The sequence below is a fragment of the Pyxidicoccus fallax genome (assembly GCF_012933655.1).
In the GTDB taxonomy this organism is placed as follows: Bacteria; Myxococcota; Myxococcia; order Myxococcales; family Myxococcaceae; genus Myxococcus; species Myxococcus fallax.
Genome location: NZ_JABBJJ010000380.1, coordinates 1 through 11,372, shown reverse-complemented (window position 1 = coordinate 11,372; position 11,372 = coordinate 1). Strand labels below are relative to the sequence as shown.

The window sequence follows — 11,372 nt, the reverse complement described above, 5'->3', positions numbered from 1 at the left end:
GTGGGGCTCTTGGGCGCCATGGCCTTCCTGCGCCGGGGCTACGTGACGACGATGTACTCGCGCAGCCCCAAGCCCAACGACAAGGCGGCCGCGGCCGAGGCGCTGGGTGCTCCCTACCTCTCCTCCAAGGAGGTCTCCCTGGAGGAGCTGGTGCGCCGGGCCGGCGCACCGGACGTCGTCTACGAGGCGGCGGGCGTGGCGAAGGCCGCCTTCGACACGCTGAAGGCGCTGGGCCACAACGGCATCTTCGTCTTCACCGGCGTGCCCGCCCACGCGGAGGAACTGGAGCTGCAGGGGGGGGCGCTGCTCAAGCAGGTGGTGCTGAGGAACCAGGTGGTGCTGGGCACGGTGAACGCGGCGGACTCGGACTTCGACGCGGCGCTGGATGACCTGGGACGCTTCCGTGCCCGCTGGCCGGGCGGGCTGGAGCGGCTCATCACCGCGCGCCACCCGCCCGAGGCCTATGCGGACGTGGTGACGGGAAAGAAGGGTGGCGGCGGCATCAAGCACGTCATCACCTTCTCGTGAGCGATGCGCGAACGCGGGAGACATCCATGGTGATGGGCAGCAGCATGGGCAGCGTGGCGGGACGCTCGGTGCCCATCGAGGACCACGGCATCATCGGCGATTTGCGCACGGTGGCCCTGGTGGGGAACGAGGGCACGCTCGACTGGATGTGCTTCCCGCACTTCGACAGCCCGAGCGTCTTCGGCGCGCTGCTGGACCCGGACAGGGGCGGCCACTGGCGCATCTGCCCCGAGCCGGACCAGGTGATGAAGAAGCAGTTCTACTGGCCCGACACCAACGTGCTGGTGACGCGCTTCTACACGCCGGACGGGGTGGGGGAGCTGGTCGACTTCATGCCCATGTCGCGGCACGGGCGGAAGCTGGAGCGCGAGGTGCTGCGGCGCGTGCGCGTGGTGCGCGGCCAGCTGCGCTTCATGATGGAGTGCTACCCGGCCTTCAACTACGCGAGAGACCCGCACGAGACGCACGTCATCCACGGCGGCGCGGCCTTCAAGTCGCGGACGCTGGAGCTGACGCTGGCCTCGTCGGTGCCGCTGCGCCGCGAGGAGCGGGGCGTCAGCGCGCGCTTCACGCTGCATGAAAATCAGTCCGCCGTCTTCACGCTGCGGCAGGGCGCGCGCCTGTCGTGCCAGGACCTGGTGCACAGCCACGAGTCCGCGGAGGCGGTCTTTCGCGACACGGTGGACTACTGGCGGCACTGGCTGTCGGGGTGCAACTACACGGGCCGCTGGCGCGAGACGGTGCAGCGCTCGGCGCTGGCGCTGAAGCTGCTGACGTACGAGCCGTCCGGGGCGATTGTCGCGGCGCCCACGTGCAGCCTGCCCGAGTCACCCGGTGGCACGCGCAACTGGGACTACCGCTTCTGCTGGCTGCGGGACGCGGCCTTCACCGTCTATGCCTTCCTGCGCATCGGCTTCAAGGACGAGGCGGCGGCCTTCATGCGCTGGGTGGAGGCGCGCTGCGTGGAGCAGGGGGACGGGCCGCTGCCGCTGATGTTCTCGCTGGACGGCAGCCGCGTGCCGGACGAGGTGGAGCTGGCGCACCTGAGTGGGTATGGCGGCGCGCGGCCGGTGCGCATCGGCAACGCGGCGGCGGACCAGCTCCAGCTCGACATCTACGGCGAGCTGATGGACTCGGTGTACCTGTCGAACAAGTACGCGGCGCCGATTTCCTATGACTTCTGGCGGCACCTGCGGCGGCAGGTGGACTGGGTGTGCAACCACTGGAACCAGCCGGACGAGGGCATCTGGGAGGTGCGCGGCGGGCGGCGGCACTTCGTGTATTCGAAGCTGATGTGCTGGGTGGCGGTGGACCGGGCCATCCGGCTCGCGGACAAGCGCAGCTTCCCGGCGGACCGGCCGAAGTGGCTCGCGGTGCGCGACACCATCTTCGAGGACATCATGACGCAGGGGTGGAGCCAGAAGCGTCAGTCCTTCATCCAGGCGTACGAGGGCGAGGCCCTGGACGCGGCCAATCTGCTGATGCCGCTGGTGTTCTTCCTGTCGCCGGTGGACCCGCGGATGCTGTCCACGCTGGACATGATGCGGCGTCCGCCGTCGCAGGGCGGCCTGGTGTCGGACGGGCTGGTGTTCCGCTACGACGTGGACAAGACGCTGGACGGCATCGCCGGCAGTGAGGGCACCTTCAACCTGTGCAGCTTCTGGCTGGTGGAGGCGATGACGCGCGCGAGCGTGGCGAGGCCGGACCTGCTGGAGGAGGCGCGGCTGACCTTCGAGCGGATGCTGGGCTACGCCAACCACGTGGGGCTCTACGCGGAGCAGACGGGCATGTCCGGCGAGGCGCTGGGCAACTTCCCGCAGGCGCTCACCCACCTGGCGCTCATCAGCGCCGCGTACAACCTGGACCGCACGCTGGGCGGGCGGGATTGAGGGGCCGGCCTTCCTCCCTGTCAGACCTCCGTCGCCGCCCGCGTCCGGGCAGCGCACGGAGGACACGGCCATGGGAGACCCACGCAATCCGAAGCGGGCGGACGAGCCCTGGAACCCCGAGCGCCTGCGCGTCTCGGAAGCGGAGGTGCGCGCCCTGGCGCCGTGGGTGACGGTGTCGGGCGGGTGGGCCTGGCACTTCATGGCCCCGCCCCACGAGGAGCTGAAGCTCTTCCACGACCACAAGGACGTGGACCTCTTCGTGGAGCCCTCGCGCTTCCCGGAGCTGGTGCCGGTGCTCACCGCGCGCGGCTACCACCGCATCTGGACGCGCTTCGACGCCACGTCCACCCACTTCTACCGCTACGCCCGGCACGACGAGGGCGGCAAGGTCATCCTCGACGTCTTCGTGCGCCGCGTCCCTTCCGTGGAAGTGAATGGCGTGCGCGTGGTGGACCCGGCCACGCTGCTCACGTTCTACGGCGACATCCACAGCACGGAGGACTGCGTCTCCGTGCTCGCCGCGCGCCGGCTGCTCGCCGGGGGCCACAGCCCCATCGGCCGCGCCGAGCTCGTCACCCGTCCCCACTGAGACACCTCGGACCTTCCGCGCGGGCACACCCCCGCGCGGAAGGCCCCGGCCTTCACGTCACTGCACGTTGAAGACGTAGTTGTTGCCGTAGTTGGAGTCCCACGCCTGGCAACCCCACCGGTTGGTGTTCTCGAACCAGACGGCCAGCGTGCCCTTCTGGTTGAGCGGAATGGACGGCGCGGGCGGGTTGGGCACGGACGAGAAACCCGCCACCCAGAAGTACTGCACCGGGCCGTTGTTGAACTGGTAGTAGCCGGTGATGGTCCACCCCGGCGTGGTGCTGTTGATGTTGCCCCGGCACGCCGTCAGCCGGTCGACGCTGTAGATGATGGACGCCGTCTTGCCATAGGGCAGCGGGTTGGACGACGCGACGACGCCCCAGCCCTGCGACGGGGACTTGAAGGTGATGCTCGGCGAGGTGGACTGCGCGGCGGCAGCGGTGCTCAGCAGCAGCGCCGCGGCGGTGGCGATGAACCAACGGGAAGGATGACGCAGCAAGGCGAACCTCCAGGTGTTGAGGGGGGACTACAGGGGAAGTACGTACGCGGGGAGCCCCGCAGGTTATGTCCGCCCGGCGGCGCCTCCACGAGGGTTTGCCCCTCGCGGGCCCCGGAGTCCTCTACAGTCACCCCGGTCCTTCCTCCTTACGCCCTGCGCCATGGCCGACTTCTTCCCCGCCTTCTACCGACTCGCCGTCCGCGTGGACGCCCACTACGACGCACTGAGCCGACGCGTGCGTCAGAAGCTCGGAATCGCGCCGCCGCTGCGCATCCTCCCGTACCGGGGCTACGGCACCCCTGAGCGCGCCGTCATCAAGGCCCGCGTGCTGGAGGACCGGCACGTGCGTCCCCCGCGGGAGCGGCACACGCTGGTGGGCAGCGCCATCGCCTCGTACAAGCGGTACATGACGCGCGAAATCGCCGGTGCGCGCGTGGCGGTGCGCTGGGGCGACAAGCAGTGGGAGGGCACCACCGACGAAGAGGGCTTCCTGGAGCTGTGGGTGCCGCCGCCCGAGGGTGTCCGCTCGGGCTGGCACATGGTGGAGCTGGAGCTGCTCTCCCCCGAGCCTCACGGCGTGGCCCGCGTGGCCGCGCCGGTGCGGGTGGCGGGCACGAGCGCCGCGTATGGTGTCATCAGCGACATCGACGACACCGTCATCGTCACCGGCGTCACCAACCCGGTGAAGCGCGCCTGGGCCCTCTTCCTCACCGAGCACCGCGTGCGGCTGCCCTTCCCCGGCGTGGACGCCTTCTACGCGGCGCTCCAGAACGGCAAGGCGCAGGCGGCGGACAACCCCATCTTCTACGTCTCCAGCAGCCCGTGGAACCTGTACGAGCACCTCGACGAGTTCCTCGGCCTGCACCACATCCCCGCCGGGCCGCTGCTGCTGCGCGACTGGGGCCTGTCCGCCCAGGGCTTCGCGCCCGGTGGCGGGCACGGGCACAAGCTGGAGAAGATTCGCGGGGTGCTCGACACGCTCTCGCACCTGCCCTTCATCCTCATTGGCGACAGCGGCCAGGAGGACGCCGAGCACTACCGCACCATCTGCCGCGAGTACCCGGGCCGCATCCTCTGCGTCTACATCCGCAACGTGCCGGGCCACTCACGCCGCGCCCAGGAGTTGGAGCGCATCGCCGTGGACATCAAGTCCGCCGGCAGCCAGCTGCTCACCGTGGATGACACCACCACCGCCGCGCGCCACGCCGCCCGCTCCGGGTGGATTGAGTGGCGCGAGGTCCACGAAGTGGAGGCCCACCGCCGCGAGGACGCCAGCCGCGGCATCCTCGGCGAGCGGCCGGAGTGAGCCTCTAGGATTCCAGGAACGCGGAAAAACACCATCCTCACTTGAATTTCGGACTTGGGGTGTGGCAAAGGGCCGCCAGCTTTTCCGGGACTCCCCTGTGTCCCCCCTCCCCCCAAGGAAGTGAGTCATGCGTGGCAAGCTGGTGCATTCGTTTCGCTGGGCGCTCTCCGCGCTGGTGCTGGGTGCGTGCGGTCCGACGGAAGTCGCGGAAGACACCGTCGCAGGAGTTGGTGAGAGCACGCAGGCGGTCCTCTACCCGCCACCCGCGCCCGCGTCGGGCAACATCGTGGACAGTACGGCCTTCCTGGGCCCGGTGAGCGTGGGCGGCGCGGTGCAGGCGCAGTTCACCGCGAATCCGCAGTTCTTCTCGTTCTCCTTCCGGGTGCAGCCCGGCGCGCAGGTGAAGCTGGAGGTGACGCACCTGGGCAGCAGCATGTACCTGGACACGGGCCTGTTCCTGTACGGCCCGCGCCTGGCCAACGGCAGCTGGGGCACGAACATGGTGGCCCTGGACGACGACGCCGGCTACGGGCAGCTGAGCAAGATTGCCGCGGTGGCGCTGTCACAGGGCGGCGAGTACCTCGCGGTCGTCTCTTCCGGCTCGGGCGCCGGGAAGCAGTTCCGCCTGCAGCTCGACTGCCTCAATGGCCTGTGCGCGCCGCAGGCGCTGTCGCTGGTGGAGGTGCCGCCGAGCAGCGGGCTGGCCGCGGCGATGGCGGCGGGCAACGCGCGCTGCGACACCGGCGAGAACTGGTGTGACGGCATTCTCGACACGTACAACGTGTCGGGCGCGCACGGCCTGGACGCGGTGGCGAGCGCGGCGGCGTATGCGTCGCTCGGCGAGCTGATGGACTACTGGCGCTTCGAGCGGTGGCCCAACGGCGAGTCCTGGGCGGACTTCCTCCAGGAGCACGGCTCGTGGTGGCTGGAGCTGCAGCAGGTGCTGCCGGCGGAGCTGGCTGGCGGCGCCGTGCCCCAGGTCGCGCACTACTACGCGAGCTACCCGGTGGCCCCGGGCGCCAAGGACTACCACCACGTCTACGTCTTCTACTTCCCGCAGACGAACCGGGTGGCGGTGCTCCAGCACATCACCCACGAAATCTGAGGCCCCGCCCGTCACGAGGCCCCCGCCACGTCACGGCAGGGGCCGGCCTCCCTGGAACTGGGCCATGCGGACGGCGCGCTCCATCAGCTCCGCCTGGACGGAGCGCTTGTCCGCGGGCGTGGCCGGGGTGCGGCGGCGCCAGGTGCCGTCGGCCGTCAGCTCCCACGAGGAGGTGTTGTCGGCGAGGCAGCGCTCCAGCATGTCGCGCACCTGGGAGATGAGGGTGGGGTCCTCCACCGGCGCGAGGATTTCCACGCGGTGGTCCAGGTTGCGAGGCATCAGGTCCGCGGAGCCGATGTAGCAGCGCACGTCGGGGCCGCGCTCGAAGTGGTAGACGCGCGAGTGCTCCAGGAAGCGGCCGAGCACGGACACCACGCGGATGTTCTCCGACACGCCGGGCACGCCGGGGCGCAGGCAGCAGATGCCGCGCACGTTGAGCTCCACCTTCACCCCCGCGCGCGACGCCTCGTAGAGGGCGCGGATGATGATGGGGTCCACCAGCGCGTTCATCTTCATCAGGATGCGCGACGGGCGCTCCAGCGTGTGCGCCATGATGGTGCGCTTGATTTCCTCCAGCAGTCCCTCGCGCATGGTGAGCGGGGCCACCAGCAGCTTGCGGAAGGACTTCGGCCGGCCGAAGCCGGTGAGGTAGTTGAACAGGTCCGCCACGTCCGCGCCGATGTCCGGGTCGCGGGTGAAGAGGCCCAGGTCCGTGTAGAGGCGCGCCGTCTTCGGGTTGTAGTTGCCCGTGCCGATGTGCGCGTAGTGCCGCACCCGCTCGCCCTCGCGCCGCACCACGAGGATGGCCTTGGCGTGCGTCTTCAGGGACGGAATCCCGTAGACGACGTGCACGCCCGCCTCTTCCAGCGCGTTGGCCCACTTGATGTTGGTGTGCTCGTCGAAGCGCGCCTTCAGCTCCACCATGCACACCGCCTGCTTGCCATTCTCCGTCGCGCGGATGAGCGCGGGCACCAGCGGTGAGCTGTCCGACGTGCGGTACACCGTCTGCTTGATGGCGAGCACGTCCGGGTCCGCCACCGCCTCGGTGACGAAGCGCTCCACGGAGGAGGGGAAGGACTCGTAGGGGTGGTGGACGAGCAAATCCCCCCGCCGCATGGCGGACAGCACGGTGCCGCCGTCCTGCGAGTCCGCCTCGGGGCGCAGGCGCGGCTGGGTGACGGGCGTCCACGGCGGGTCCTTCAGCTCGGGGAAGCCGGGCCCGAAGGCGATGGCCGCCAGGTCCGACAGGCCCACGAGGCCCTGCTCCTCGTAGACCTGCCGCTCCTCCAGCCCGAGCGCCTCCACCAGCGGCTCGAGCAGCTTGGGGTTCATCCCCGCCTGCACCTCCAGGCGGATGACGTCGCCGAAGCGGCGCTGGCGCAACTCCGTCTCCACCGCCTTGAGCAGGTCCTCGGCGTCCTCGGACACGGTGAAGTCCGCGTCGCGGGTGACGCGGAAGACGCCCCAGCTGAGCACCTCCATGCCGGGGAACAGGTCCGCCAGGTGCTGGGCGATGACCTCCTCCAGCGGGACGAAGACGTTGCCCTTCAGCGGCAGGAAGCGCGGAATCAGCTCCTTGGGCACCTTCACCCGCGCCACGCTCTCCTCGTCCGCCTCCGCGTCGCGCAGCAGCACGGCGAGGCTGAGCGACAGGTTGGAGATGTAGGGGAAGTGCCGCCCCAGGCCGATGGCCAGCGGGGTGAGGACGGGGAATATCTGCTCCCGGAAGCGCTGCTCCACCTGGTTGCGCTGCTCGGGGTCCAGATCCTTCGCGGAGAGGATGCGCAGGCCCTTCTCCGCCAGGGCGGGGCGGAGCACCTTCTCGAAGCAGTCGGCGTGGCGCCGCCCCTGCTCGAAGATGCCCACGTGCAGCTTGTCCAGCGTGTCGCTGGGGGCCGCGCCGTCCGGCACCAGCCGGGCCACGCCGCCGCGCACCTGCTCGTGCAGGCGGGCGACGCGAATCATGAAGAACTCGTCCAGGTTGCGCGCGTAGATGGAGACGAACTTCAGGCGCTCCAGCAGGGGGATGTCCGGCGACTCGGCCAGCTGGAGGACGCGGTCATTGAAGGCCAGCCAGGACAGCTCACGGTTGAAGAAGAGCTCCGTATCCACCGGTTCCGTGCCCGCGGGGATGACGTCCCGCTCCACGGTCTTCTGGGTGACGCCCCTCCCGGCACCGCGCTTCGCCATGATGTCGTGACTCCTGGTGGACTCCTGTGAAAAGCATGTAGCAGGCATGTCCCCTGGGAATTGTGAACTTCCACGTCACCTGGGCAACCGGCCTTTCAGGGCATCTATGTCCTTCCTGGGGGGCGGGCAGGTATAAAGGTGGGGCGGCGTGGACTTTCTTGCATCCGGGTTAAGAGGTCTGCATGTCAGGCAACGTGAGCACGACAGAAGCTTCTGGGAACACGGATGGGCTCTTCACGGCCTTCAAGGAAGGCGGCCCGGTGCCGCGTGGGCGGTGGGCGGCGGCGCTGATGGCGGCCCTGGTGCCGGTGGTGCTGGGCGTGGGGTTCTGGGCCCTGGCGAAGGGCGAGGAGCACACGTACCGGCTCATCACCCCCGCGGGCATCAAGTCCGTGCGCGGCGGCATGACGACGGACCAGGTGGTGGCGCTGCTGGGGCGGCCCATCGCCCTGGAGCAGGACGCGAGCGGGGCGGAGTGCTACCGCTACGGCCAGCCCAACTTCGTCAACCCGCAGTTCCTCATCTACACGGTCTGCTACGAGAACGGAAAGCTGCGGGACGTGAAGCAGCAGAAGTTCTCCGCCTGGAAGGTGGACCCGGACACGGGCACCTTCGAGGCGCCGGGCGGTGACGCTCCGGTGGGTGAGGGCACCGCGCCCGCGCCGGCCGGCACGCCGGGCTGAGGCCGAGCAGGATTCTCCAAGCGCGAGGAGGCGGCGGTGACTCCGGTCCCGCCGCCTCTGGCTTTTTCGGGCTCCGGCACGCGCGGGCCCGCTAGTCGCAGTCCGGGTCCGCCGCGTCCGCCCGGCCGTCCGCGTCGTTGTCCGCCCCATCCGCGCAGTGCGCCGCCTCGGTGGGCGCGTACTCGCTGACGTGCAGCGTGTAGCGGATGGGTGCCTCCTGGTCGGTGTTGGCCATTCCGTCCACCACGACGAGCACCGTCTGCCCCTGCGCCAGCGTCACCTTCACCGCGGGAGAGCCCCGGCGGTTGGCGTTCGGATTCGCCGAACACCCCAGCTCCGTGCCCCGGCAGCCGGTGAGCACGTAGAGCGCATTGCCCCAACCCCCGGGCGACGTGTCGAAGACGAAGGTGCCCGCGCGCGGCGCCGTCCACAGGTGCGCGCGGTCCTGCTGGAGCAGCGCGCCGCAGGTGCCCTGGAATCCATCGCCGGAGCCCACCGTCTCGCCCTGGAAGGTGACGGGCAGCGCGCTGCCCAGGTCATGGTGCGCGCAGCCGCGCCCGCCGCAGCCCGGAGTCCCACGGCAGTCCGTGTCCGCGCAGTCCACCCAGCGGTCGCCGTCGTTGTCCATGTTGTCGAAGCAGGCGCCCGCCTCGCTCGCGCGCAGCGCGTCGATGTGCAATTCGAAATGGCCCGCGTTGAAGCGGTCCCGGCTCGCCGCGTCCACCACCACCAGCACCGACTCGCCCTGCGTCAGCGGCACCGTCACCCGCGCGCCGCCGCCGTAGCTGATGCCATCCGTGGCGCACGCCAGCTCCGCGCCCCCGCAGCCGTCCCGGCGCACGGACACCAGCGAGCGCAGCGCCGAGCGTGCCGTGTCGAAGGTGAAGGTGCCGCTCCTCGGCGCAGTCCAGCGGAAGCCCCGGTCCGGCCCCGGCCGCCCGCCGCAGGACGCCACATGGTCGTCCCCCGCGTACGCCGTGGAGCCCTTCACCGTCACCGGCAGCGCGCTGCCCAGGTCCTGGTCCACGCACACCGACTGCGTCGGGATGCAGACGTTCGAGACCTCGTCCGAGCCGCAGGACGCGTTCACCGCGCACGTGCCGCAGTCCAGCGTCCCGCCGCACCCGTCATCCACGAGGCCGCAGTTCTTCCCGAGCAGGCCACAGGTATACGGCCGGCACGTGGAGGCACCGCAGACATTGGATGTCCCACCGCCTCCACACGTCGTGCCCCCCGAGCACGTGCCGCACTGGAGCGCGCCCCCGCATCCGTCGGGCACGGTGCCGCAGTTCTTCCCCAGCGCCTCGCACGTGGTCGGCGTGCACGGTGGCCGGCCGCACACGTTGGGCTCGCCGGCTCCGCCGCAGGTCTCGGGCGCCGAGCACGTGCCGCACTCCAGCGTGCCGCCGCACCCGTCGGGCACGGTGCCGCAGTTCTTCCCCAGCAGCTCGCACGGGGTGGGCGTGCACGGGCCTCCGCCGCACACGTTGGGCGTGCCGCCTCCGCCGCACGTCCTGCCATCCTCGCAGGTGCCGCACGTCAGCAGCCCGCCACAGCCGTCGGGCACGGTGCCGCAGTCCGCGCCCAGCTCCGCGCACGTCGTCGGGACGCAGGGCGCGGCGCCGCACACGTTGGGCACGCCGTCGCCTCCGCACGCCTGTCCCTCCGCGCAGGTGCCGCAGTCGAGCATCCCCCCACAGCCGTCGGACACCGGCCCGCAGTCCTTCCCCAGTCCCGCGCACGTGGCGGGCACGCACGCGTTGTCGCCGCACACGTTGGGCGAGCCGCCTCCGCCACACGTCCTGCCGGGGTCGCAGATGCCGCACTCCAGCGTGCCGCCGCACCCGTCGGGCACGGTGCCGCAGTTCTTCGCCAGGGACTCACAGGTGTCCGGAACACAGACCGCCCTTCCGCAGACGTTGGGGGTGCCGCCTCCGCCACACGTCTCGGGCGCGGTGCACGTTCCGCAGTCGAGCAACCCCCCGCACCCGTCCGACACCTGGCCGCAGTCGCCGCCGAGCGCCTCGCAGGTGGTGGGCTCGCACGGCGCGGTGCCGCAGACGTTGTATCGGCCCCCGCCGCCGCAGACTTCTCCGTCGGGACAGGTGCCGCACTCCAGGGTGCCGCCGCAGCCGTCGATGGCGATGCCACAGTCCATGCCCTGCGAGGCGCACGTCATCGGCACGCAGCGGGACAGCTTCCGGCCATCGCCAGACTCGGGCGCTGTCGTCGTGTCGGTACACGCCGCCCACAGCACCAGCCCACACGCCCAGACCCACGGCCCCAGACGTCCCATGCCCCGCATGTGCTCCCGTCGCCCTCGCCAGCCCGCTTCACAACGTGATGTCGAGCGAGCCCCCTGCCCAGCGCCGGCGCGGCGCAACTGGCGGCCGGTGGACAGACGCGCACCGGCGGGGGGCCCACGCTTCCAAGGGGACGTTGCGGCTGTCGGCGGCCGGTTCTTCCACGCACCCGGGCGCACGGTTCCCGACGCTCCCCCGCCCGTGGGCACGGCTGGTCGCGGCCGACTCCTTCCCGCACCTTGCCTGGGCCGGGGTTCCTGCTGGCGGGGGGAGGGAGGCGT

At 70.7% G+C, this 11,372-nt stretch carries 9 protein-coding genes; 6 read left to right on the top strand and 3 right to left on the bottom strand.

The window, feature by feature from the left end; translation table 11 throughout:
* The 3 genes from HG543_RS45510 to HG543_RS45500 all read left to right on the top strand — a co-directional run.
* Positions 1-528 (top strand): zinc-binding dehydrogenase (locus tag HG543_RS45510; RefSeq protein ID WP_343073597.1); only part of this gene is annotated, 528 nt, incomplete at its 5' end.
* 26 nt (positions 529-554) lie between these two features.
* Entirely contained in the window at positions 555-2,417 is a 1,863-nt protein-coding gene (locus tag HG543_RS45505; RefSeq protein ID WP_169351228.1) for a glycoside hydrolase family 15 protein, read from the top strand.
* A gap of 70 nt (positions 2,418-2,487) precedes the next feature.
* A complete protein-coding gene (locus HG543_RS45500) occupies positions 2,488-3,006 on the top strand; it encodes a hypothetical protein (RefSeq protein WP_169351227.1) in 519 nt (172 codons plus the stop codon).
* Positions 3,007-3,063: 57 nt separating this feature from the next.
* Here the strand turns inward: HG543_RS45500 and HG543_RS45495 are convergent, their stop codons facing one another.
* Positions 3,064-3,504, bottom strand: coding sequence for a DUF6209 family protein (locus HG543_RS45495; protein WP_169351226.1), 441 nt, complete (start codon positions 3,502-3,504; stop codon positions 3,064-3,066).
* A 160-nt stretch (positions 3,505-3,664) separates the two neighbouring features.
* On the opposite strand from HG543_RS45495, the gene HG543_RS45490 reads away from it, so the two are divergent.
* Both HG543_RS45490 and HG543_RS45485 read left to right on the top strand, forming a co-directional pair.
* On the top strand, positions 3,665-4,810 hold the full coding sequence (locus tag HG543_RS45490) for an App1 family protein phosphatidate phosphatase (protein WP_169351225.1): 1,146 nt from the start codon (positions 3,665-3,667) through the stop codon (positions 4,808-4,810).
* A gap of 127 nt (positions 4,811-4,937) precedes the next feature.
* On the top strand, positions 4,938-5,915 hold the full coding sequence (locus tag HG543_RS45485) for a hypothetical protein (RefSeq protein WP_169351224.1): 978 nt from the start codon (positions 4,938-4,940) through the stop codon (positions 5,913-5,915).
* A gap of 30 nt (positions 5,916-5,945) precedes the next feature.
* Here the strand turns inward: HG543_RS45485 and ppk1 are convergent, their stop codons facing one another.
* Positions 5,946-8,105 carry a polyphosphate kinase 1 gene (gene ppk1, locus HG543_RS45480; RefSeq protein WP_169351223.1) on the bottom strand — a complete coding sequence of 720 codons (2,160 nt, stop codon included), beginning with the start codon at positions 8,103-8,105 and terminating at the stop codon, positions 5,946-5,948.
* 182 nt (positions 8,106-8,287) lie between these two features.
* Between ppk1 and HG543_RS45475 the strand changes: the two genes are divergently transcribed.
* Positions 8,288-8,788: a hypothetical protein gene (locus tag HG543_RS45475; protein WP_169351222.1), complete on the top strand. Its 501-nt coding sequence runs from the start codon at positions 8,288-8,290 to the stop codon at positions 8,786-8,788.
* 91 nt (positions 8,789-8,879) lie between these two features.
* On the opposite strand, the gene HG543_RS45470 is transcribed toward HG543_RS45475, so the two are convergent.
* Positions 8,880-11,093, bottom strand: coding sequence for a tryptophan synthase alpha chain (locus HG543_RS45470; RefSeq protein WP_169351221.1), 2,214 nt, complete (start codon positions 11,091-11,093; stop codon positions 8,880-8,882).
* Positions 11,094-11,372 lie beyond the last annotated feature (279 nt).

Excerpts from the sequence above, each read along its gene's own strand:
- HG543_RS45485 (WP_169351224.1), top strand. The coding sequence starts at position 4,938 with ATGCGTGGCAAGCTGGTGCATTCGTTTCGCTGGGCGCTCTCCGCGCTG.
- HG543_RS45475 (WP_169351222.1), top strand. The coding sequence starts at position 8,288 with ATGTCAGGCAACGTGAGCACGACAGAAGCTTCTGGGAACACGGATGGG.
- ppk1 (WP_169351223.1), bottom strand. The coding sequence starts at position 8,105 with ATGGCGAAGCGCGGTGCCGGGAGGGGCGTCACCCAGAAGACCGTGGAG.
- HG543_RS45505 (WP_169351228.1), top strand. The coding sequence starts at position 555 with ATGGTGATGGGCAGCAGCATGGGCAGCGTGGCGGGACGCTCGGTGCCC.
- HG543_RS45500 (WP_169351227.1), top strand. The coding sequence starts at position 2,488 with ATGGGAGACCCACGCAATCCGAAGCGGGCGGACGAGCCCTGGAACCCC.
- HG543_RS45470 (WP_169351221.1), bottom strand. The coding sequence starts at position 11,093 with ATGCGGGGCATGGGACGTCTGGGGCCGTGGGTCTGGGCGTGTGGGCTG.
- HG543_RS45490 (WP_169351225.1), top strand. The coding sequence starts at position 3,665 with ATGGCCGACTTCTTCCCCGCCTTCTACCGACTCGCCGTCCGCGTGGAC.